Annotated in this window: 22 protein-coding genes; 11 read left to right on the top strand and 11 right to left on the bottom strand. The window is 66.3% G+C overall.

Annotated features, from left to right (window positions below; genetic code table 11):
* Nucleotides 1–9: 9 nt before the first annotated feature.
* On the top strand, nucleotides 10–1,209 hold the full coding sequence (locus BLR29_RS00665) for a fimbrial protein (RefSeq protein WP_092133779.1): 1,200 nt from the start codon (nucleotides 10–12) through the stop codon (nucleotides 1,207–1,209).
* A gap of 49 nt (nucleotides 1,210–1,258) precedes the next feature.
* Here BLR29_RS00665 and BLR29_RS00660 read toward each other — a convergent pair whose 3' ends face one another.
* Nucleotides 1,259–1,780 carry an O-acetyl-ADP-ribose deacetylase gene (locus BLR29_RS00660; RefSeq protein ID WP_092133777.1) on the bottom strand — a complete coding sequence of 174 codons (522 nt, stop codon included), beginning with the start codon at nucleotides 1,778–1,780 and terminating at the stop codon, nucleotides 1,259–1,261.
* Between the two features lie 582 nt (nucleotides 1,781–2,362).
* On the opposite strand from BLR29_RS00660, the gene BLR29_RS00655 reads away from it, so the two are divergent.
* The 3 genes from BLR29_RS00655 to BLR29_RS00645 all read left to right on the top strand — a co-directional run bounded on the left by BLR29_RS00655 (nucleotide 2,363) and on the right by BLR29_RS00645 (nucleotide 5,046).
* Nucleotides 2,363–3,379, top strand: a complete 1,017-nt coding sequence (locus BLR29_RS00655; protein WP_092133776.1) for an alpha/beta hydrolase — start codon at nucleotides 2,363–2,365, stop codon at nucleotides 3,377–3,379.
* Nucleotides 3,380–3,482: 103 nt separating this feature from the next.
* On the top strand, nucleotides 3,483–4,466 hold the full coding sequence (locus BLR29_RS00650) for a tripartite tricarboxylate transporter substrate binding protein (RefSeq protein WP_092133774.1): 984 nt from the start codon (nucleotides 3,483–3,485) through the stop codon (nucleotides 4,464–4,466).
* 142 nt (nucleotides 4,467–4,608) lie between these two features.
* Entirely contained in the window at nucleotides 4,609–5,046 is a 438-nt protein-coding gene (locus BLR29_RS00645; RefSeq protein WP_092133772.1) for a YbgC/FadM family acyl-CoA thioesterase, read from the top strand.
* Nucleotides 5,047–5,108: 62 nt separating this feature from the next.
* Here BLR29_RS00645 and denD read toward each other — a convergent pair whose 3' ends face one another.
* The 7 genes from denD to BLR29_RS00610 all read right to left on the bottom strand — a co-directional run bounded on the left by denD (nucleotide 5,109) and on the right by BLR29_RS00610 (nucleotide 12,161).
* Nucleotides 5,109–6,080, bottom strand: coding sequence for a D-erythronate dehydrogenase (gene denD / locus BLR29_RS00640; protein WP_092133770.1), 972 nt, complete (start codon nucleotides 6,078–6,080; stop codon nucleotides 5,109–5,111).
* Between the two features lie 39 nt (nucleotides 6,081–6,119).
* The gene (otnI, locus tag BLR29_RS00635) at nucleotides 6,120–6,902 is read right to left on the bottom strand and encodes a 2-oxo-tetronate isomerase (protein ID WP_092133768.1); all 783 of its coding nucleotides are present in this window, start codon (nucleotides 6,900–6,902) and stop codon (nucleotides 6,120–6,122) included.
* Nucleotides 6,903–6,970: 68 nt separating this feature from the next.
* On the bottom strand, nucleotides 6,971–8,326 hold the full coding sequence (locus tag BLR29_RS00630) for an MFS transporter (protein WP_092133767.1): 1,356 nt from the start codon (nucleotides 8,324–8,326) through the stop codon (nucleotides 6,971–6,973).
* Nucleotides 8,327–8,480: 154 nt separating this feature from the next.
* Entirely contained in the window at nucleotides 8,481–9,140 is a 660-nt protein-coding gene (locus BLR29_RS00625; protein ID WP_092133765.1) for a 3-oxo-tetronate 4-phosphate decarboxylase, read from the bottom strand.
* Entirely contained in the window at nucleotides 9,137–10,474 is a 1,338-nt protein-coding gene (gene otnK / locus BLR29_RS00620; RefSeq protein WP_092133763.1) for a 3-oxo-tetronate kinase, read from the bottom strand. The genes BLR29_RS00625 and otnK overlap by 4 nt, the downstream gene beginning before the upstream one ends.
* A gap of 10 nt (nucleotides 10,475–10,484) precedes the next feature.
* Nucleotides 10,485–11,381 carry an L-threonate dehydrogenase gene (gene ltnD, locus BLR29_RS00615; RefSeq protein ID WP_092133761.1) on the bottom strand — a complete coding sequence of 299 codons (897 nt, stop codon included), beginning with the start codon at nucleotides 11,379–11,381 and terminating at the stop codon, nucleotides 10,485–10,487.
* Nucleotides 11,382–11,408: 27 nt separating this feature from the next.
* Nucleotides 11,409–12,161 carry a FadR/GntR family transcriptional regulator gene (locus tag BLR29_RS00610; RefSeq protein ID WP_092133759.1) on the bottom strand — a complete coding sequence of 251 codons (753 nt, stop codon included), beginning with the start codon at nucleotides 12,159–12,161 and terminating at the stop codon, nucleotides 11,409–11,411.
* A 180-nt stretch (nucleotides 12,162–12,341) separates the two neighbouring features.
* Between BLR29_RS00610 and BLR29_RS00605 the strand changes: the two genes are divergently transcribed.
* Nucleotides 12,342–12,767, top strand: a complete 426-nt coding sequence (locus tag BLR29_RS00605) for a GNAT family N-acetyltransferase (protein WP_092133757.1) — start codon at nucleotides 12,342–12,344, stop codon at nucleotides 12,765–12,767.
* Between the two features lie 110 nt (nucleotides 12,768–12,877).
* On the opposite strand, the gene BLR29_RS00600 is transcribed toward BLR29_RS00605, so the two are convergent.
* Genes BLR29_RS00600 through BLR29_RS00590 form a run of 3 tightly spaced genes read right to left on the bottom strand, consistent with a single transcriptional unit; the run spans nucleotide 12,878 to nucleotide 15,086 of the window.
* Nucleotides 12,878–13,729, bottom strand: a complete 852-nt coding sequence (locus BLR29_RS00600; protein WP_092133756.1) for an NRDE family protein — start codon at nucleotides 13,727–13,729, stop codon at nucleotides 12,878–12,880.
* A 33-nt stretch (nucleotides 13,730–13,762) separates the two neighbouring features.
* On the bottom strand, nucleotides 13,763–14,053 hold the full coding sequence (locus BLR29_RS00595) for a DUF4936 family protein (protein WP_092133754.1): 291 nt from the start codon (nucleotides 14,051–14,053) through the stop codon (nucleotides 13,763–13,765).
* A 19-nt stretch (nucleotides 14,054–14,072) separates the two neighbouring features.
* On the bottom strand, nucleotides 14,073–15,086 hold the full coding sequence (locus BLR29_RS00590; protein WP_092133753.1) for a CAF17-like 4Fe-4S cluster assembly/insertion protein YgfZ: 1,014 nt from the start codon (nucleotides 15,084–15,086) through the stop codon (nucleotides 14,073–14,075).
* A 306-nt stretch (nucleotides 15,087–15,392) separates the two neighbouring features.
* On the opposite strand from BLR29_RS00590, the gene mltG reads away from it, so the two are divergent.
* From mltG to BLR29_RS00560, 6 genes are all read left to right on the top strand, one after another.
* Nucleotides 15,393–16,388 (top strand): endolytic transglycosylase MltG, encoded by a 996-nt coding sequence (gene mltG / locus BLR29_RS00585; RefSeq protein WP_092133751.1) that lies wholly within the window; start codon nucleotides 15,393–15,395, stop codon nucleotides 16,386–16,388.
* A gap of 7 nt (nucleotides 16,389–16,395) precedes the next feature.
* The gene (tmk, locus tag BLR29_RS00580; protein WP_092133750.1) at nucleotides 16,396–17,007 is read left to right on the top strand and encodes a dTMP kinase; all 612 of its coding nucleotides are present in this window, start codon (nucleotides 16,396–16,398) and stop codon (nucleotides 17,005–17,007) included.
* Between the two features lie 86 nt (nucleotides 17,008–17,093).
* The gene (locus BLR29_RS00575) at nucleotides 17,094–18,107 is read left to right on the top strand and encodes a DNA polymerase III subunit delta' (protein WP_092133748.1); all 1,014 of its coding nucleotides are present in this window, start codon (nucleotides 17,094–17,096) and stop codon (nucleotides 18,105–18,107) included.
* A gap of 95 nt (nucleotides 18,108–18,202) precedes the next feature.
* Nucleotides 18,203–18,652 (top strand): PilZ domain-containing protein, encoded by a 450-nt coding sequence (locus BLR29_RS00570; protein WP_092133747.1) that lies wholly within the window; start codon nucleotides 18,203–18,205, stop codon nucleotides 18,650–18,652.
* Nucleotides 18,653–18,688: 36 nt separating this feature from the next.
* Nucleotides 18,689–19,198 (top strand): GNAT family N-acetyltransferase, encoded by a 510-nt coding sequence (locus BLR29_RS00565; protein ID WP_092133745.1) that lies wholly within the window; start codon nucleotides 18,689–18,691, stop codon nucleotides 19,196–19,198.
* A 38-nt stretch (nucleotides 19,199–19,236) separates the two neighbouring features.
* Nucleotides 19,237–20,031: a TatD family hydrolase gene (locus BLR29_RS00560; RefSeq protein ID WP_092133744.1), complete on the top strand. Its 795-nt coding sequence runs from the start codon at nucleotides 19,237–19,239 to the stop codon at nucleotides 20,029–20,031.
* Nucleotide 20,032: the final 1 nt, after the last annotated feature.

Raw genomic sequence — 20,032 nt, 5'->3', positions numbered from 1 at the left:
GGAAATCTCATGCGAAATATCGAATCTCGGTTCGGCTGCTATCTACGCCTGGCGCTGAAGACTGCTGGCCCACTGCTGGTGCTTTTCTGCGCAAGTGAGAACGTCGCCGCACAGGGTGTCAGATGTACATCCAATCCGTCCTTTGCATTGCCAAGTCTGAACGCGAACATGTTCTCCGCCGCCATCGGTACGCCAATCTCGCCGTGGGCCGAGAAGCATGCCGGCGGGGTCCAGTGCAGAGTCACCGTTCTCGCGTTTCGTGACGCGCATCTTGGCATGCTCTATCTGAACATGCCGGGGAGCGTAGCCACCTACCGCGAGCGCGGCGTGACCTATGACGTTTTCCCCACCAATGTGTCAGGCATTGGCTATGTCCTGGGCTATCAGCAGCGCGGCGGCAACAGTGCTGCGGCGAGCGGCTTCTGTTCGCCAGCATGGAGGCCCGCCAGGGCTGGTCAGCCTGAGATACGCGAGGACATCCGGGTTCCCGAGCCGTGCAGGGTTTTCGGCAGGGACAGCAATGTTCTGAGCGGGGGCAGGGAGATCGGCCAGACGTACATCAATTTTTCCTACTCGGTACGCGTGCGCTTCATCCGGATCGCGGGCAGCCTGGGTTCCGGCAGCATTCAGGCATCGTCGCTGGGCAGCTCCTGCTATCGGGAATACGGTAACCGTGGGCCACAATTTAGCTTTAATCAAGAGGTATATACATCCTTCGGTCGTGACGGCTGTTTCGCGAGCGGTATTTCCGATAGCGGACCCGTCCGGGTCCCCGCAGCCCCAACCTGTACCCTCGCCACCGCGCACCGGAATCGCACCATCGCCATGCAGGAGACGCGCGTGCGGGACTTCACGCGCAAGGGGGACACCACCGTGCCGACCCCGGTGGCATTTCGGTTCACGTGCCAGAACGCTACCCGTCTGAGCTATTCGTTCACGGGGGAACTGGCCGATGCGACGATTCCCAGCGTCCTGCGCAACCGGGCATTGGGGGTGCGCGCTGCCACGGGCATCGGCATCCAACTGGTGGATGCCGACAATGGCGACACCCCGGTCACTCTCAACGCGTCGACGCAAGTGACCGGCAGTGTCAACACGACCCGGGATCTGAACTTCAAGCTCCGCTACTTTTCGCTGGAAGACCGGCCGATCGATATGAAACCGGGGGTGGTGGAAGCGCAGGCTACGATCACGCTTACCTTTCAATAGCCGATAGGGCGGGGCCGGGGCACGATGCCTCCCGGCCCTCGTAGTCGCCCTAGCTCAACCGTTGCCGATACAGCCGATAGTTTTCATCATCGAAACAGACGAACGTGACTTGCTCGATGGAAGGCGCCTTTGCCATGGCCTCGCGCACGGCGCCAATGGCGATGTCCACGGCCCGCTCGCGCGGAAAGCCATAGATGCCGGTGCTGATATTCGGAAACGCGACTGTGCGCAGCTTGTGTTCCGCTGCCAGCCGGATGCTGTTGCGGTACGCATTGGCAAGCAGCGCGTCTTCGTCTTCGCCACCGCCACGCCAGACCGGCCCCACCGCGTGGATAACATACGGCGCCGGCAGCAGGCCACCGGTCGTGATCACTGCCTCGCCCGTGGGGCAGCCGCCCTGGGCATCGCGAATCGCACGGCAGGCCGTCATGATGGCTGGCCCCCCCGCGCCGTGGATGGCACCATCCACGCCGCCGCCGCCCAACAGGCCGCTGTTGGCGGCATTGACGATGGCGTCGACTGCCAACCGCGTGATATCCCCGTGCACAACCTGCAAATGTTCGCCTGTCATAGTGTCTCCCGCTATGGTTAGGGCGAGGGCCGGCGGCCACACGCCCGGCAGCGTCCGGCGCCGACGGCTGCGGGCGGCTGGTCCGGAACGCGCTCCCAGCATACGCCGACATCGGACTCTGCTGCGTGCTTTACGACACGGATTGAGAATCTTCAGCCCGGCGTGTTGCGGCGATGGCTCCGGACGGCCCCGGTCAGCGCGTCAATTTACGCCGCGCGACGGGCCGCATTCTGCAGGGCAGACGAAACCCGGCGCCTGGCCGATCACCGCGCAAAAGCGACGTCAACGGCGTTTTCAAGGGTTATTTCGTAATGCTGGCCGCCCCAAACGCTGGCATGATACGGAAAACGAACGACCGTTCACAATTAGAGGCCGTTTCAAAAAGATCCTGGCGTCGTTGCGCGGCCTGGCCGTACTAGTTGTACTGTCTGCGGCCGCGCGTCTAGCCAGGACCGCTTCGCTTCATTTTGAAACAACCTCTTAGAACGAATACGCACTTTCACGGGGTGGCGGTCTACCATGATCGTCTTGCTGGCCTGGCCGGCACAATTCAAGTTTCTGTTGCCGTCCTGACTTTGCATCATGTCCGCCAAGCCTTCGCTGTCCGCTGATGTGCCCTGCGTCCACCCCGGCACGCCCACGCAGCCGCTCGACCCACAAATCGCCCAGTTGCTGGACCTGATTGCGCGCGCCAAGCGTCCGCCCATCCACGTGCTGGATCCCGCTGACGCCAAGATCGCCTACGAGAAAAGCGCGCCGATCCTCGATATCTCGCCGCCGCCCGTTCACGGCGTGGAAAACCTGCACGTCACCGCACGCGATGGCCATGCCATTCCGGTGCGGCTCTACGCGCCGCGCGAAGCCAGTTGGGCCGATCCGTTGCCGCTGCTGGTCTACTTCCACGGTGGCGGTTTCACGGTCGGTAGCGTCAATTCGCATGACGCGATGTGCCGGCTGTATTGCGCCAGTGCCGAATGCCTCGTGCTGTCGGTGGACTATCGCCTCGGACCGGACTGGCGGTTTCCGACCGCCGCCAATGACGCGTTCGACGTGTTGCACTGGGTGTTCGGGGAAGCCTCCCGGATGGGCGCGGATCCCACGCGGATCGCGCTGGGCGGCGACAGCGCGGGCGGCACGCTGGCGACGGCGTGCGCCGTCGAGGCGAAGCGCGCCGGATTCGCGCCGGTCTTGCAGATGCTGATCTACCCGGGCACCAGCGCGCGCCAGGACACGCCGTCGCACCGCGCGCTGGCCGATGGCTATCTGCTGACGGCGGACATGATCCAGTGGTTTTTTGGGCAGTACCTGGACCAGGAATCGAGCCGCGACGACTGGCGCTTCGCGCCGCTCGACGGTGGCGGCACGGGTGCCGATGTGCGGGGCTGCTGCCCGGCATGGATTGCCGTGGCGGGCTATGACCCGCTGCACGACGAGGGCGTGGCCTATGCGGCCAAGCTCCAGGCGGCCGGCGTCAGGACGACGCTGGTCGACTATGCAACGATGATTCACGACTTTTTCAAGCTGGGACGCTTCGTGCCCGCCGTCGCGCCGGCGCAAGCCGATGCGGTTGCCGCATTGCGCGCGGCATTCGGCGCTTAGCCCCAGATCCGTTCCGACCCCTGCACAGAATCAGGGGCGGCCATGCAACGCTTTTATCGAAGTCGCAACCAGCGCTTTTTGCAGCAGAAGGAGACACAGCATCATGCAACGCCGCCATTTCATTGCCCGCGCGGGCATGCTCGCCGCCACGGCAGCGATCGGATTTGCCGCATTGCCGGCGCAAGCGCAGGCAGACAAGTTCCCTCAGCGGCCGATCCGCCTGATCATCGGCTATACGGCCGGCGGCTCGACCGACATCCCGTTCCGCGTGCTGGCTGAAAACGCCTCCAAGATCCTGGGCCAGCCCGTGATCGTGGAAAACAAGCCGGGTGCCGGCGGCGTGCTGCCGGCGCAGCTGATGCAGTCGACCGCGCCGGACGGCTACACACTGGCCCAGGTGGCCATGCCGGTCTATCGCCTGCCGTACACCACCAAGATCAACTGGGATCCGGTCAAGGACCTGTCGTACGTCATCAACCTGGCCGGTTATTCGTTCGGGCTGGTCGTGCCGGCCGACTCGCCGATCAAGACGATGCAGGAGTACATCGCCTACGCCAAGGCCAATCCGGGCAAGCTGACCTATGGCTCGCCGGGGTCGATGACCACGCTGCACCTGACCATGGAAGAACTGGCGATGCGCCAGAACGTCCAGCTGTCGCACATTCCGTACAAGGGCAATTCGGAGTCGATGCAGGCGCTGCTCGGCGGCCACGTGATGTCCGTGGCGGACACGCCGGCATGGGCTCAGTATGTGGAATCGGGCAAGCTGCGCCTGCTGTCCACCTGGGGCGAAAAGCGCTCGGCGCGTTTCCCGAATGTGCCGACGCTGAAGGAACTGGGCATGGGCATCGTCCAGACGTCGCCGTTCGGCGTGGTCGCGCCCAAGGGCACGGACCCGAAGATCGTGCAGAAGCTGCATGACGCCTTCAAGCAGGCGATGGAAATGCCGAACTACCGCGAATCGCTGGCCAAGTTCGACATGGAGCCGTATTACATGAGCAGCACGCAATATGCGGCGTTCGCTGCCGATACGGTCAAGAAGGAAAAGGCGATTATCGAGAAGCTGGGCCTGGCCAAGGCGCAGTAAATCAGCCTCGGCAAGTCAGCTTCACCAAGTCAACCCTGGCGGCCGCCTCGGCCGCCAGCAAGCCAGCCGCCGATGGGATGGCAAGACATGCGGGCGCCCGGAACAGTCCGGGCGCCCGCGTTCACGATGGGAGCCTTGCAGCATGGCCAAACCGGATTTTCGCCACAGCGTGCCGTTGCGCGTGCGCTGGGCCGAAGTCGATCCGCAGTCGATCGTCTTCAATGCGCATTACCTGACCTATTGCGATATTTGCGTGACGGAGTACTGGCGCGCGGTCGGGATTCGCTATCCCGAAGATGTGCTGCACGCGCACGGCGTGGATATCTTCGTGGTCAAGTCGACGCTGGAGTACCACGCGTCGGCGCGATTCGACGACATGCTGGAGATCCGGGGCCGCATGGCGCGGCTGGGGCGGTCGAGCATGCTGTTCCGCGTGGAAATGTATCGCGGTGACGAGCACCTGATTACCGGCGAGGTGGTCTACGTCTGTGCGGACCCGGCCACGCAGAAGTCGGCGGCGATTCCAGGGCCGGTGCGGGAAACCATCGAAGCGTATGAAGTGCTAAAGCCGGAGCACTGACCGGACTACGGCCGGAGCTTCGGCGAACCGAAGCTCCCGCCAGGACCTGCGGGCGCGCCAGATCAGCGCGTGATGCCCGCGTCTTCCATATATCCGCGAATCACATCGTCGAAGCTGGCATCGCTCTCGAAGCCAAGTTCCACGGCACGAGACACATCCCATGCCGCCGGCCATGTGCCGACGATCTTCTCCACGCGATCCTCACGTTCCCACGTGACGCGATCCGCCACCGCATCGCCCGCGACCCGGCGCAAGGCTTCCACCATCTGCGCCGCCGTCACCGACAGCCCCGGCAGGTTCACCACGCGGCGGTTGCCAAAGCGCGCGCCATCGAGCTCGATGCCGTTGACCAGCGCCGTGATGGCGCCGCGCGGCGACAGCAGCCACAGCGACGTCTCCGGTGCCACCGGGCAGTTGGCCGCCACGCCGGACAGCGGCTCGCGGATGATCCCGCTGGCGAACGACGACGCGGCAGCATTGGGTTTGCCCGGCCGCACGCTGATGGTCGGCAGGCGCAGCACGCGGCCATCGACGAAGCCGCGACGGCTGTAGTCGGACAGCAGCAACTCGCCGATCGCCTTCTGCGCGCCATACGACGATTGCGGATTCAGTGCGGTGTCGTCCTGCACGACCGGCGGCAGCTTGCCGCCATAGACCGCGACGGAACTCGTGAAGACCACGCGGGGGCGCTGGCCGAGCTGGCGGCAGGTTTCCAGCAGCGCGCGCGACGCGTCCAGGTTGACGCGCATGCCCAGATCGAAATCGGCCTCGGCCTGGCCGCTGACCACGGCCGCCAGATGAAATACGGCGCCGGTATCGGTGTCCATCGCGCGGGCCAGCACGGCCGGGTCGGACAGGTCGCCCGTGACCACGCGCACGCGCGCATCGTCGATCTGCGGTGCCACCACGTCCAGCAGCGTGAGACGGTCGATGGTGACGGCACGGCCGTCCAGGTTCAGCGTGCCGCGCTTGAGTAGCAGGCGGGCGAGTTGCAGGCCGAGGAAGCCGGCGCCGCCAGTAATGAGTACGTTCATGGTTGCAGCGAGGTTCGGTTCAGGATTCCGCGATTCAGCTCAGCGGTTCAGATACGGCTTGAGCCAGCCCAGGCCGGCCGAGGTGCCGGCGCGCGGCCGATACTCGCAGCCGATCCAGCCCTTGTAGCCCAGCGCGTCGATCACATCGAACAGGTACGGGTAGTTCAGCTCGCCCAGGTCCGGCTCGTGCCGGTCCGGCACGCCCGCGATCTGGATATGGCCGATGCCGTGGAAGTCGCGCTTGAGCTTGACTGCCAGGTCGCCTTCGACGATCTGGCAGTGGTAGCAGTCAAACTGCACCTTGAGGTTGGCGGCGCCAACCTGCTTGCAGATGGTCTGGCCATCGTCCTGCCGGTTCAGGAAGTAGCCCGGCATGTCGCGCGTGTTGATCGGCTCGATCAGCACGGTGATGCCATGCGCGGCAGCGGACGCCGCCGCGTAGGCCAGGTTCTCCAGATAGGTGGCGCGGCACCGGGCGCGGTCGGCGTCGGCAGGCACGAGGCCGGCCATCACGTGGACGCGGTCGTTGCCGATGACGGCGGCGTATTCCAGTGCACGCGCAACGGCGTTGCGGAATTCGGTCTCGCGGCCGGGCAGGGCGGCCATGCCCCGGTCGCCGGCGGCCCAGTCGCCCGGCGGGGCGTTGAACAGCGCCTGCGTCAGGCCGTTGTCGACCAGCCGCTTGCGGATCTCCGCGGCCGGATGGTCGTACGGGAACAGATACTCGACTGCCTGGAAGCCGTCCGCCGCGGCGGCGGCAAAGCGGTCAAGAAAGTCGTGCTCGGTGTACATCATCGACAGGTTCGCGGCAAAGCGCGGCATGGAGGACTCCTTCAGCTTCTAGGCGGCGGGGCGGCCCACGGCGTGGCCCGCCTCGCACAGGGTTGGGATCAGCGGTTGACCAGCTTCGCCGGCGTCAGCCAGACCAGCGCCGCGCCCACGACCAGGATGCCGGCCAGCACGTACATCGGCAACTGCGTGCTCTGCGTCAGGTCCTTGAGCGTGCCGACCATATATGGCGACACAAAGCCGGCCAGGTTACCCACCGAGTTGACCACGGCAATGCCCGATGCGGCGGCAATGCCCGACAGGAACGACGTCGGCAGCGACCAGAACAGCGGCGCGCAGGTCAGCACCCCGGCCGCGGCCAGCGACAGCGCGGCGATGGCCACCACGGTATTGTGGGTGAACGATGCTGCAATGGCAAAGCCCACGGCCCCCATCAGCGCGGGCACGATCAGGTGCCAGCGGCGCTCGCGGCGCGCGTCGGCGCTGTGGCCCAGGATGTTCATGACGACGATCGCGCAGATGAACGGAATGGCGGACAGCAGGCCGATCTTGAGGTTGCCGGTCACGCCGCTGGCCTTGACCAGCGTCGGCATCCAGAACGTCAGCGCGTACTGGCCGGTCACGAAGCAGAAGTAGATCAGGCACATCCACCAGACGCGGCGGTCGCTGAACACGGCGCCCAGGGAATGCACGCTGCGCTGGCCACCCGTGGTGGCGGCCGCACCGGCGCCGCGCTGGTCTTCCTCGATATTGCGCTTGAGCACGCGCTTTTCGTCGGCGGAAAGCCACGGTGCTTTCTCGATGCCGTCACGCAGCACGAAGATCGTCACGATACCGATCAGCAGCGCGGGAATGGCCTCGATGAGGAACATCCATTGCCAGCCGGCCCAGCCGTGGGTCTCGTGGAACGCGTCCATGATCCAGCCGGACAGCGGGTTGCCGAACATGCCGGCCACGGGAATGCCGGACATGAACAGCGCAATCATCTTGGCGCGGCGGTGCGACGGGTACCAGTAGGTCAGGTACAGGATCACGCCGGGATAGAAGCCCGCCTCGGCCAGGCCGAGCAGAAAGCGCATGGCATAGAACGAGGTCGGCGTCTTCACGAACACGAACAACGCCGAGATGATGCCCCACGTGATCATGATCCGCGCGATCCAGATGCGCGCGCCGATGCGGTGCATCAGCAGGTTGCTGGGTACCTCGAACAGGAAGTAGCCGATGAAGAACAATCCGGCGCCCAGGCCGAACACGGTTTCCGAGAACTGCAGGTCCTGCGCCATCTGCAACTTGGCAAAGCCCACGTTGACGCGATCGAGGTAGGCGATCACGTAACAGAGCATCAGGAACGGCATGATGCGCCAGAACACCTTGTTGTAGGCGCGTTTTTCAATCACGGCATCGGTGTCGAGCCGGCCGTCGGCGGGGATGGCGGACGTGCTGGCCGCCGATTGCATTGCATTCACGTTGGGTCTCCTGACGCGTGGCTATCGGGCGATAGCCGGTAATCGTGGGCGCGAGCGTGCCCCGCGCGGTCGCCGCAAGGCGCCACGCCGGGAATCGACGCGTTTGTCGTTATGAGGGCTTTCTTCTGATCGACGGGGGGCCGGGCTACCAGCGCGCCTTGAAGGCATCGCGCAGCTCGGTCAGTGCCGCTTCATCCAGGCTCGCGTGGTCGGCAAGGCCGGCCTGGTCCTTGAGCATCAGCCATAGTTTGGCGGTCTCCTCCAGTTCTTCCAGCGCGTACGCCGCGCGCGACACACTGTCTTCCCACACCACCGGGCCCAGGCGCGCAAGCAGCACGCCGCGCACGTCGTTGGCAAGCGTCGCCACGCGCGCGGCCACGGCCGGATCGCCGGGACGGTGATAGGGAATCAGCGGGATATGGCCGACCTTCATCACGTAGTAGGGCGTGATCGGCGGCAGGACATCGTCGGGGCGCCAGACGCCGGCCAGCGTCAGCGCCACGAGGTGAGTGGAGTGCGTATGGACCACGCCATGCGCATTCGGATTGTTGTCGTAGATGGCGCGATGCAGGGTCAGCGTCTTGGACGGCTTGTCGCCGGAGACCCAACTGCCGTCCAGGCCGACCTTGGCGACCTTCGCGGGATCGAGCGTGCCCAGGCAGGCGTCGGTCGGCGTGATGAGCCAGCCGTCTTCGAGCCGCGCGCTGATGTTGCCGGCCGTGCCAACCGTGTAGCCACGCTGGAACAGGCTGGCGCCGACGCGGCAGATCTCTTCGCGCAGCGCGCTTTCCTTGTGATCGCTCATTGCGTGCCTCCGAGTTGCCGCAGGGCTTCATCGAAGAAATTCTCGCCGCCAAAGTTGCCGGATTTCAGCGCCAGCGCGAGCGGCGCGGCATCGAGCGTCACCGTGGCCGGCACGCCCGGGGCAATCTGGGTGCCGATGCGCAAGGCCTGGACGTCGAGCGACTGGACCACGGCGCCCGAGGTTTCCCCGCCGGCCACGACAAAGCGTCGCGTCCCGCGCGCCTTGAGGCCCGCCGCGATACCGGCCAGGGCTTCTTCGACGAGATGGCCGGCGCGCGATACGCCCAGTTCGGCCTGCACGCGCTTGACTTCGTCGGGCGTCGCCGTCGCGTAGATCAGTACCGGTTCGGCATGATCGGCCGCAAAGGCCAGGGCTTGTTCCACCACCGGCTCGCCACGGGCCAGCCGAAGGGGATCGATCCGCAGGGCCGGACGCTTTTGGGCGATCCAGTGCGCCACCTGGCCATTGGTCGCGCGCGATGCGCTGCCGGCCAGCACCACGCCGTGACCGTCCACGGCGGGCACGGCGGCCGCATCGGTGCGCTGCGGCAGCAGGCCGGCGCGGCGGAAGTTCTCGGGCAGACCCAGGGCGATGCCCGAGCCACCGGTAATCAGCGGCAGGTTGGCGCAGGCCTCGCCCAGCACGAAGAGATCGGCGTCGGAAATGGCATCGGCGACCGCCAGACGCACGCCTTCGCCACGCAACGCGTCGATGCGGGCACGCGTGGCTTCCGGGCCGCGCGCCACGGCGTCGTAACGCAGCAGGCCCGCCTTGCCCTGGCTCTGGCGTTGCAGCACGCGCACCAGATTGGCATCGGTCATCGGCGTGAGCGGGTGATGCTCCATGCCGGATTCATTGAGCAGCGTATCTGCCACAAACAGGTGGCCGCGGAAGATGGTGCGGCCGTTCTCCGGGAAAGCCGGGCAGGCGATGGTGAAATCACTGTCCAGCGCATCGAGGAGGGCTTCGGCGACCGGGCCGATATTGCCGGCATCGGTCGAATCGAACGTCGAGCAATACTTGAATACGAACTGGCGGCAACCCTGAGCGCGCAGCCAGGCGAACGCGGCCAGCGATTGCGCCACGGCCTCGGCGGCCGGAATGGTGCGCGACTTCAGCGCCACGACGATGGCATCGGCCTGCGTGGCGGCGTCGGCGCTGCCGGCAGCGGGCACGCCGATGGTCTGCACGGTGCGCATGCCATTGCGCACGAGCGTGTTGGCGAGGTCGGTGGCGCCGGTGAAATCGTCGGCGATGCAGCCGAGCAGCGGCGCATGCGTGGCTGGCGAAGTTGTGGAAGCCAATATCGTGGAAGGTTGGGCGGGTGCTGTCATGGCCGGCTCCTTACTTCGCCTTGCCTGCCGGCAACTCGATGCCCGGGAAGATCTTGATGACGGCGGAATCGTCCTCGCCGCCATGGCCGGCCGTGGAGGCCATCATGAACATCTGGTGGGCGGCGGCCGATAGCGGCAGCGGGAATTTGCTGGTGCGCGCGGTGTCCAGCACCATGCCGAGATCCTTGACGAAGATGTCGACGGCGGAAAGCGGCGTGTAGTCGCCGGACAGGATATGCGGCACGCGGTTCTCGAACATCCACGAGTTACCCGCGCTGTGCGTGATGACGTCATAGAGCGCATCGGGATTCACGCCTTCGCGCAGGCCCAGCGCCATCGCTTCCGCCGCGGCGGCGATATGCACGCCGGCCAGCAACTGGTTGATGATCTTGACCTTGGAGCCGGCGCCGTGGGCATCGCCCAGGCGGTAGACCTTGCCCGAGATCGCGGCCAGCACGTCCTCGGCCAGCGCGTAGGCTTCGGCCGGGCCCGACGTCATCATCGTCATTTCGCCGCTGGCGGCCCGCGCGGCACCGCCGGAGACGGGCGCGTCGAGCAGCAGCAGGCCGCGCTCGGCCAGGCGCTTGCCCAGCGCTTCGGCAAAGCCGGGAGGCACCGTGGCGCTGGCGATCACCAGCTTGCCCGCTTCCATGGCCGGCACGGCGCCATCGGCACCGAACAGCACCGCCTCGGTCTGCTGGGCGTTGACGACCAGCGTGATCACCACGTCGCAACGGCGGCCCAGTTCGGCCGGGCTGGCGCACGGCACGCCGCCGGCATCGGCAAAGCGCTGCAGCACCTCAGGCCGCAGGTCGCAGGCATGCACGTTGAAACCGGCGCGCAGCAGAGACTGCGCGACTCCATTGCCCATTGCGCCCAAACCGATGACGCCGACATTCCGGGACATAGCTAACTCCTGCGAGAAAGGGATGGATCAGTGCGACGGGCCGTGGGGCACGTCCGCGTCACCATCGGCAGGCGTGCCGTCATCGCCAAGTTGCGAGAGGCGGCGCGCTGCGTTGTACATGTGGTTCTGGGCCGCGTTGCGGGCGGCATCGGGGTCGCCGGCACGGATGGCCGCGACGATCGCCTGGTGCTCTTCACGCACCTGGCGCGAGAAGTCTTCGCGGCGGGCTTCGTTGGTCCGGGTCACGCGCGTCGCGGCTTCCAGGTACTGGCTCAGGAAGGCGAGCGTCTTGAGGAAGAAGGGGTTGCCGGTGGCCTCGGCGATGGCGCGGTGGAAGGCCACGTCGGCTTCCACGCCGTCGCTGCCTTCGGCCACCGCGGCGTCGAGGCGGGCCAGCGCGGCGTCGATGGCGACCATGGCGGCGTCGGTGCGGCGGCGGGCGGCCTGTGCGGCCACCTCGGCCTCGATCGACCGGCGCAGTTCCACGATCTGCAGCACGGATTCGAGCGTGCCGGTTTCGCTGTAGTCGATACGCAGCGGCCGCAGGCCCGCCTGGTCGGTCACGAAGACGCCGCTGCCCTGGCGCGATTCCACCAGGCCTTCGTACTTCAGGCGGGCGATGGCCTCGCGAATGACGGTGCGGCTGACGCCGAATTCCTCGGAGAGCACGGCCTCGGTCGGCAGCTTGGCACCACGCGGAAAGGCGCCGCCCTCGATCTTTTCCAGCAATTGCTCGGCAACGCTGTCAGTCAGGGCACGGGCGGGAATCTTCTGGAACACGGCGCACTCAGGTTATCGGGTAGTCAGGTCATCATACAAATTTTGCTGCCGATTGCCGACGGGGGCAAACCCTTAGGAGAGTGAGTCACTCTGTTGAAATTGCGCCCAATCCGGCCCCGGCCAGCCATATCGGCTGGAGTATGATTGCGCCTCTCTTCAGACTTTCCGCGTCATCCGATCATGTCCGACTCCGTACTCGTCTGCGCCTGGGCCGAAGCCCGCGAGCGCGCCCGCGCCATCCGCTACAACGTCTTCGTGGAGGAGCAGGGCGTTCCGGTGGAACTGGAATGGGACGATATGGACGAGCCGAGCTGGCACGCGCTGGCGTTTGCGGCGGATGGCACACCCGTGGCCACGGGCCGGCTGCTGCCGGACGGGCATATCGGGCGCATGGCGGTGCTCAAGGAGGCGCGCGGCACGGGGATGGGGGCAAAGGTGCTCGACGCCCTGATGGCCAAGGCCGCCGAACTGCGCTATCCGGAACTGATCCTGAATGCGCAGACGCACGCCGCGCCGTTCTACGCGCGGGTGGGGTTCGAGCCGGTTGGCGAGGAATTCGAGGAAGCGGGCATCCCGCATCTGGAGATGCGGAAGCGGCTGCGCTGAGCCGCTGTCCGCGCGAAAGCGGTGTGAATGGCGCGCTAACGCGCTAACAGGCGAATGGCGCCGACGGCGCGATCATGCGCCGTCAGCCGTCAGCCGTCAGCCGTCAGCCGTCAGCGCGGAGCGGGCACCGTGCCCGTATCGCGCGCGACCTTCAGGTGGCCTCGGTAGGACACCTCGCCGGTCTGGCCATTGGCATCGAAGCTGCGCTCGCAGAAGTCGAAGCGCCCGTCATGCCGCACGCGCAGCAGCGTGCTGGCGCGCGTGCCGTAGTTTGGCGATCGGATGAAGGCGGAGGACAGCAGCTTTTCCCATTCAGGCGCCACGCCCGTGCTGGGCAGCTCCCAGTCAGCCGCCTGGCGCTCGTCGGCCAGCAACTGGAGGTAGGGTTCGACGCTCGCCGTCGCCTGGCCGCTGTCTGCCGCCAGCACTTCGCACATCGCGCCCACGCGGCTGCGCACCTTGGGCCAGGGCGTATCCAGCAGCGCGTTCGACAAGCCATACAGTCCGGGTTTCAGCCGTTGCGGCTGGCGTGACGGCGAACGGTTGCTGTACCACCAGAGATCGTGCAGGTCGCTCGCCAGCAGGTTGAAGCCGTTGTAGGCGCCGTGGTCGGACGCCAGGGCATGCAGATACTCGTCAGGCGATTGATCGCCGCGCAGGAAATGCGAGACAAGCTCGCCGCGCGAGCGCGCATCGGTCCGCTTCTCGGATGGCGCGCGGTAATTGGTCAGGGCGGCAAAGCGCGCACCGGCATGGCCGCGCCGCGCATTGGCGGTGGCGACGCCCATCCAGGTGCCGGGCTCGCCGATCACTTCCGCCATGTCGCGGCCACCCAGCACCTCTGGCGCGTCCTGCCACCATTGTGCCGCCGCCGCGGGGCGGGCATAGAACTCGTCGCGGTTGCCGGCGACCACCAGGGCATAGTCCGGGTGTGATTGCCAGGCCACCAATATCAGGCACATATTCCTTCCTTTCCTGCTAACTGCCGGAGCGGCTCAGAGCACGTCCAGGTCGACAAACCGCTCGGCTTGCCGCTCGCCGCTGATCCACTGCGCGAGCCCGCTTTGCCGCCACAGACCGTCCAGGGTGGCATCGAAGGCGGGAGGTACGTCCGCGTAGCTCTCCATCCAGGTCTGCATGCCGGCGCGGGTCTCGGGTCTGCGCATCAGCGTACCACCAATCCCGGTCGCCTCGGCGACCGTTTCCATCCAGCGATGCCAGTGCGGCAGGGCCTCCGTGGCCTGCGCGTCCGGCACCTTGAAATAGACGTAGAGATGATCGCTCATGGCGGGATTCCCGTGTCGGTCAGCCGGCGGCCTGCGCCTCGTTGGGCAGCGGCACTTCGTACGGCAGCGCACGCGTGGCCACGGCCAGGCCGTCGGCGGCGCCCAGGCGCAGCGCGCCCGTGGCGGCATCGATCTTCAGTTCGGCCAGGCCATCCCAGCCACCTTCCGGCGCCGCCGCGGCGTTGACGATCATGCCGCAGGGCTGCTCGGGATCTTCCGGACGGAAGATCTCGGCGGCCGCGGCAGGCACATCGCCTTCGCCATGGACCAGCCACATGCGGCGCTTCAGCGTGCCGCGATACTGGCTGCGCGCCACCACTTCCTGGCCCGGGTAGCAGCCCTTGCGGAAATTCACGCCGCCAATCAGTTCGAAATTGATCATCTGCGGCACGAACTGTTCCTGCGTGGCGGCGGCGATACGCGGCACACCGGAGCGGATTTCCAGCCAGTCCCAGAAACCGGCGGAGGCCGGGGTCAGCCGGCCCGCCAGCGCCTGCTCCAGGCTATCGGCCTGCTCGGCCGGGGCGACGATCTGCCAGCGCGGCTCGCCGTCGGCATCGGCCAGACGGATCACGGTCACGCGGGCGGCGCTGGCCGTGGCCAGCGGACCATGCGGCGCGGGGAGCCCGGCGGCCGCCAGGGCGGCTTCGGCACCCGCACCGGCCACGCCCAGGATGCGATGCGTGGCGGACAGGTCCGACAGCTTCGCCTTGGCGCGCAGCACGAACATCGCCAGTCGTTTCTGGATCGCCGGCTGGATGTCGGCCGAGATCTGCAAGACGATGCCCTCGGCATCGCGCCACATCAGGAAGCTGGCCTGCAGCCGCCCCTTGGGCGAGCAGTAGCCCGCCAGCCGGGCGCTATCACCGGCCGAGAGGTCTTCGACCGCGTTGGTCAGCTGGGTGTGGAGGAAGGTGGCGGCATCGTCGCCGGCAACCCGGATCAGGCCGAGACCGGCAGGCGCGGCGACGATACCGTCGCGGTGCAGGGACTCGAGGCTGGAGGCAAGGGGCGGGAATTCGATGGCAGGCATGCAGTCGGGCCAGGGTTGGCGGTACGGTAATAGGGCGCTTCGAATGCGCGATCGGTGCCGGGTTCCGTGCTGGGCTCGGTTCAGCCAGCGGTGGCGGGATCGAAGCGGTTCGTCAACGCATATGGGGGCGGGTGCCGTCGCTGCAACGCCGGTATCGGCGTCGGTTGCGGATCGCGCAAAGTGGCGATGCGGACTCGTGGCGGCACGGGGCTCCCGGTATTATATGGGGCTGTCGCCATTCCGGCCGGCCGCCGCCCCGATCCCGACCTGCCGGTGGGGCCATGGCGGCGCCATCACACTCACTACATGAAACGTATCTTCCTGCGTCTGGTCGGGGTCCTGCTGGTTTTCGCGATTGCCGCCGCGGGCGGCCTTGCCTGGTGGGCCAACCAACCGCTCGGCCTGCCGACGTCGCCTGTCGAAGTCATCATCAAGCCCAACTCCAGCGTGGCCAGCGTCGGCCGCCAGGTCCAGCGCGGCGGCTTGCCCATGGACCCGCGCCTGTTCCAGTTGCTGGTCCGGATCACCGGCCATGGGGCCGATCTCAAGGCAGGGGGCTACCAGTTCGAAACCGGCGTCACGCCGCTGGATGTCATCGAGAAGATTGCCCGGGGCGAGGTCACGCACTACGTGGTCACCGTGATCGAAGGCTGGGAGTTCCGCAAGATGCGGGCTGCCGTGGATGCCAACCCGGCGCTCAAGCATGACACCCAGGGCATGTCCGATGCGGACCTGATGCGCGCGATCGGCGCCGGCGAACCGTCGCCCGAGGGCCTGTTTTTTCCGGACACCTACCTGTTTGCCCGTGGCAGCAGCGATATCGAACTGTATCGCCATGCCTATCGCGCGATGCAGAAGCGGCTCAACGACGCCTGGAGCGCCCGTTCGCCCGACCTGCCGTACAAGACCCCGTACGAGGCGCTGGTGATGGCATCGATCGTGGAGAAAGAAACCGGGCAGGCCGTGGAGCGGCCGATGATCGCGGCGGTCTTCGTCAACCGCCTGCGCAAGAACATGATGCTGCAGACCGACCCGACCGTGATCTACGGTATCGGCGAGGGTTTCGACGGCAACCTGCGCAAGCGCGATCTGCTGACCGACACCCCGTACAATACGTACACGCGCACCGGCCTGCCGCCGACGCCGATCGCGCTGCCGGGGCTGGCCTCGCTGGCCGCGGCAACCGCGCCGGCGCCGTCCGACGCGCTGTATTTCGTGGCGCGCGGCGACGGCAGCAGTCATTTCTCCAATTCGCTTCCCGAACACAATCGCGCGGTCGACAAGTACCAGCGCGGCAAATAAGTCTTTCATGCGCGGAAAATTCATTACCTTCGAAGGCATCGACGGCGCGGGCAAGAGCACCCACATCGAGTGGGTCGCCGAGCGCCTGCGCGCGCGGCCCGATACCGGCCACGTCGTCACCACCCGCGAGCCCGGCGGCACCCCGCTGGGCGAGGACCTGCGCCAGTTGCTGCTGCACCGCCCCATGCACCTGGAAACCGAGGCGCTGCTGATGTTTGCCGCACGGCGCGAGCACATCGCCGAGGTCATCGAGCCGGCCCTGGCGCGCGGCGACTGGGTGATCTCGGATCGCTTCACCGATGCCACGTTTGCCTATCAAGGGGGCGGCCGTGGCCTGTCCCTGGACCGGCTGGAGGCGCTGGAGCAATGGGTGCAGGGCGACCTGCAGCCGGACCTGACGCTCCTGTTCGACGTGCCGCTGGAAACCGCCAGCGAGCGGCTGGCCGGTGCCCGGTCCCCTGACAAGTTCGAGGCCGAATCGCGCGCGTTCTTCCAGCGCACGCGTGCGGAATACCTGCGCAGGGCCGAGGCAGCCCCGGGCCGGTTCCGCGTGATCGACGCCACACGGTCGATCGAAGAGATTCGGGTGACACTCGAGGAAATCCTCGCAAGTCTCTGATTATTTGCGTTTATATCCGCGCGATGATGTTCGGGTGCAGTCCTTGGACAATACATGAGACATCATCGCTAACTCATTGAACCCGCATGCTTTATCCCTGGCAACGAGAAGACTGGCAACGACTAACGGCCCTGCGCGAGCGGCTGCCGCATGCGCTGCTCCTCCACGGCCAGCAAGGCATCGGCAAGCGCGATCTGGCGCTGCATTTCGCGCAGGGCCTGTTGTGTGAATCGCCGCTGGCCGATGGCCAGCCGTGCAATACCTGCGGTGCCTGTCATTGGTTCAGCCAGGGCAACCACCCCGACTTCACGGTGGTACGACCGGAGGCGCTGGATGCCGGCGCCGAGGTCGAAGGCGATGCCGACGGAGGTGGCGGCAAGAAGCGCGCGCCCAGCAAGTTCATCCGCATGGAGCAGGTGCGCGCGCTGATCGAGGCCGTGGGCGTGGGCACGCACCGGGCCGGCTTGCGCATGGTGGTGGTGTATCCGCTCGATGCCCTGCAGACCGAGGGCGCCAACGCGCTGTTGAAAACGCTGGAGGAGCCGCCGCCGTCGACGGTATTCCTGTTGGTCACCGACCGGCTGGACCGGGTTTTGCCGACGATCCTGTCGCGCTGCCGGCAGTTTTCCGTGGAGCGCCCGACGCCGGTTGACGCGCTGGCCTGGCTTCGCAGCCAGGGCGTGGCCGATGCCGAGGCACAGCTGGCGCTGGCGGGCGGCTCGCCGCTGACGGCCTTGCACGCGGCCGAAGCCGAAGAGCAGCCGCTGCAACGCTGGCTGGTTGGCCAGTTGGGCGCCGGCGCCGCGTTCGACGCCCTGGCGGCGGCCGAACAACTGCAGAAACTGCCCGTGCCGGCCGTCCTTGGCATCCTGCAACGCTGGACGTACGATCTGCTGGCACTGTGCCTGGGTGGCAGTGCCGTGCGCTACTTCCCCAAGGAAATGGCCGCGCTCGGGCGTTGTGCGGGCGCCACCGATGCGCACCGGCTGCAGGCCTTTGCCGCGCGGCTGGTCAGCCATCGCCGCAACGAGAACCATCCGTTGGCCGCACGCCTCGTCATGGAGTCGGTTTTCCTGGATTACCGGCAATTGTTCCGCTGACCGGTAGGAATCAGGCAGCACACGTGGTACAAGTCGTTCGCAGCAATCATTTCCAATAGCCCGCGCAAAGCGGGCAACCAAAACTAGGGTCGAGCATGAATGCACCAGTCACGGGGGTTCCGCCGCGTCCGGCGGTTGCACCAGCCAATCCCAATCCGGCCGGCGCCAATACCGGCGTACCAGGCGGACAGGCCACGGGCGGCGCGGCACAGCGTCCGAACGTGTTGTCGTTGTCGATCAAGGACCAGGCGGGGCTCTACGCGGCCTACATGCCGTTCCTGTCGCGCGGAGGCATCTTCGTGCCGTCCAATCGCCCGTTCCGGCTGGGCGAGCAGGTGTTCCTGGTACTGTCGCTGCTGGACCGACCGCAGAAGTATCAGGTGCAGGGCACCGTGGCATGGATCACCCCAGCCGGAACCCCGATGAAGACCCCCGGTGTGGGCGTGCATCTGCCGGACGACGATAATGGCCGCAGCCTGAAACGGGCCGTGGAAGAAATCCTGGGCAAGGCCATCGAATCCGGCCGGCCTACCCAGACGTTATAAAATACGCGAACTTCGGTTCGCAAGTGGTTGTTAGATATGAGTATTTCTGGCTTTACCCTGCGCATCGCCGAGCGTCCTGACCTGCCCGGCATCGTCGAGATCTACAACAGCACGGTGGCGTCGCGCATGGTGACCGCCGACACGGAGCCCGTCTCGGTGGCCTCCCGCCAGGCGTGGTTCGATGCGCACCAGCCCGAGCGCCGTCCGCTCTGGGTTTGCGAGGATGCCGATGGCCGCATGGCGGGCTGGGTCAGCTTCTCGGATTTCTATGGCCGTCCTGCCTATGGCGCCACGGCAGAGGTGTCGATCTATCTGCACGAGGAACGCCGTGGGCAAGGTCTGGGCCGCTACCTGCTGGAGCAGGCCATCGCCCATGCCCCCAAGGTCGGCGTGAATACGCTGCTAGGCTTCATCTTTGGCCACAACGGCCCCAGTCTGGCGCTGTTCGAGAAGCATGGCTTCACGCGTTGGGGCGATCTGCCCCGCGTGGCCGTGCTGGACGGCGTGGAGCGCGACCTGGTCATCCTCGGCCGCCGGCTGGACTGACTGCGCTGCCCCGGCGTCGCCGTTTTCCGAGATTTCACATGTTTGTCGATTCCCACTGCCACATCGATTTTCCCGAACTGGCCGAGCGCCTGCCCCAGTTGCTGGAGAACATGAAGACCAACCAGGTCTCCCATGCGCTCTGCATTTCCGTCACGCTGGAAGATTTTCCGCGCGTGCTGGCGCTGGCCGAACAGCATCCGAACCTGTACGCGTCCGTCGGCGTGCATCCCGATTACGAGGAAGGCGAAGAGCCGACGCTGGAACGCCTGCTGGCGCTGTCCGCCCATCCGCGCGTGGTGGGGACTGGCGAGACGGGGCTGGACTACTACCGGCTCAACGGCCGCAGCATCGACGACATGGAATGGCAGCGCGAAAGGTTTCGCACCCATATCCGCGCCGCAAAGCAGACCGGCAAGCCGCTGATCATCCATACGCGGTCCTCGGCGGACGATACGCTGCGGCTGATGCGCGAGGAAAACGCCCGCGAGGCGGGCGGCGTGATGCACTGCTTCACGGAAACCTGGGATGTCGCCAGGCAGGCGCTGGACGAGGGGTTCCATATTTCGTTCTCCGGCATCGTCACGTTCAAGAGCGCGGCGGACCTGCAGGAAACGGCCAGGAAGGTGCCGCTTGACCGCATGCTGATCGAGACCGACTCGCCATATCTGGCCCCGGTGCCGTATCGCGGCAAGACCAACGAGCCGGCGTGGGTACGCCATGTGGGCGAGTTCATCGCCAATCTGCGCGGCGTGCCCGTGGCGGAAATCGCCGAACGGACGACGGACAATTTCTTCCGCCTGTTCAAGCATATAGATCGGAATGCTAATGTTTGAT

Source organism: Cupriavidus sp. YR651, assembly GCF_900101625.1.
Taxonomy (GTDB): domain Bacteria; phylum Pseudomonadota; class Gammaproteobacteria; order Burkholderiales; family Burkholderiaceae; genus Cupriavidus.
The sequence above is the reverse complement of the archived record's forward strand: the minus strand, read 5'-3'. Positions and strand labels throughout refer to the sequence as shown.

Excerpts from the sequence above, each read along its gene's own strand:
- BLR29_RS00665 (WP_092133779.1), top strand. The coding sequence starts at position 10 with ATGCGAAATATCGAATCTCGGTTCGGCTGCTATCTACGCCTGGCGCTG.
- BLR29_RS00660 (WP_092133777.1), bottom strand. The coding sequence starts at position 1,780 with ATGACAGGCGAACATTTGCAGGTTGTGCACGGGGATATCACGCGGTTG.
- BLR29_RS00655 (WP_092133776.1), top strand. The coding sequence starts at position 2,363 with ATGTCCGCCAAGCCTTCGCTGTCCGCTGATGTGCCCTGCGTCCACCCC.
- BLR29_RS00650 (WP_092133774.1), top strand. The coding sequence starts at position 3,483 with ATGCAACGCCGCCATTTCATTGCCCGCGCGGGCATGCTCGCCGCCACG.
- BLR29_RS00645 (WP_092133772.1), top strand. The coding sequence starts at position 4,609 with ATGGCCAAACCGGATTTTCGCCACAGCGTGCCGTTGCGCGTGCGCTGG.
- denD (WP_092133770.1), bottom strand. The coding sequence starts at position 6,080 with ATGAACGTACTCATTACTGGCGGCGCCGGCTTCCTCGGCCTGCAACTC.
- otnI (WP_092133768.1), bottom strand. The coding sequence starts at position 6,902 with ATGCCGCGCTTTGCCGCGAACCTGTCGATGATGTACACCGAGCACGAC.
- BLR29_RS00630 (WP_092133767.1), bottom strand. The coding sequence starts at position 8,326 with ATGCAATCGGCGGCCAGCACGTCCGCCATCCCCGCCGACGGCCGGCTC.
- BLR29_RS00625 (WP_092133765.1), bottom strand. The coding sequence starts at position 9,140 with ATGAGCGATCACAAGGAAAGCGCGCTGCGCGAAGAGATCTGCCGCGTC.
- otnK (WP_092133763.1), bottom strand. The coding sequence starts at position 10,474 with ATGACAGCACCCGCCCAACCTTCCACGATATTGGCTTCCACAACTTCG.
- ltnD (WP_092133761.1), bottom strand. The coding sequence starts at position 11,381 with ATGTCCCGGAATGTCGGCGTCATCGGTTTGGGCGCAATGGGCAATGGA.
- BLR29_RS00605 (WP_092133757.1), top strand. The coding sequence starts at position 12,342 with ATGTCCGACTCCGTACTCGTCTGCGCCTGGGCCGAAGCCCGCGAGCGC.
- BLR29_RS00600 (WP_092133756.1), bottom strand. The coding sequence starts at position 13,729 with ATGTGCCTGATATTGGTGGCCTGGCAATCACACCCGGACTATGCCCTG.
- BLR29_RS00595 (WP_092133754.1), bottom strand. The coding sequence starts at position 14,053 with ATGAGCGATCATCTCTACGTCTATTTCAAGGTGCCGGACGCGCAGGCC.
- BLR29_RS00590 (WP_092133753.1), bottom strand. The coding sequence starts at position 15,086 with ATGCCTGCCATCGAATTCCCGCCCCTTGCCTCCAGCCTCGAGTCCCTG.
- mltG (WP_092133751.1), top strand. The coding sequence starts at position 15,393 with ATGAAACGTATCTTCCTGCGTCTGGTCGGGGTCCTGCTGGTTTTCGCG.
- tmk (WP_092133750.1), top strand. The coding sequence starts at position 16,396 with ATGCGCGGAAAATTCATTACCTTCGAAGGCATCGACGGCGCGGGCAAG.
- BLR29_RS00575 (WP_092133748.1), top strand. The coding sequence starts at position 17,094 with ATGCTTTATCCCTGGCAACGAGAAGACTGGCAACGACTAACGGCCCTG.
- BLR29_RS00570 (WP_092133747.1), top strand. The coding sequence starts at position 18,203 with ATGAATGCACCAGTCACGGGGGTTCCGCCGCGTCCGGCGGTTGCACCA.
- BLR29_RS00565 (WP_092133745.1), top strand. The coding sequence starts at position 18,689 with ATGAGTATTTCTGGCTTTACCCTGCGCATCGCCGAGCGTCCTGACCTG.
- BLR29_RS00560 (WP_092133744.1), top strand. The coding sequence starts at position 19,237 with ATGTTTGTCGATTCCCACTGCCACATCGATTTTCCCGAACTGGCCGAG.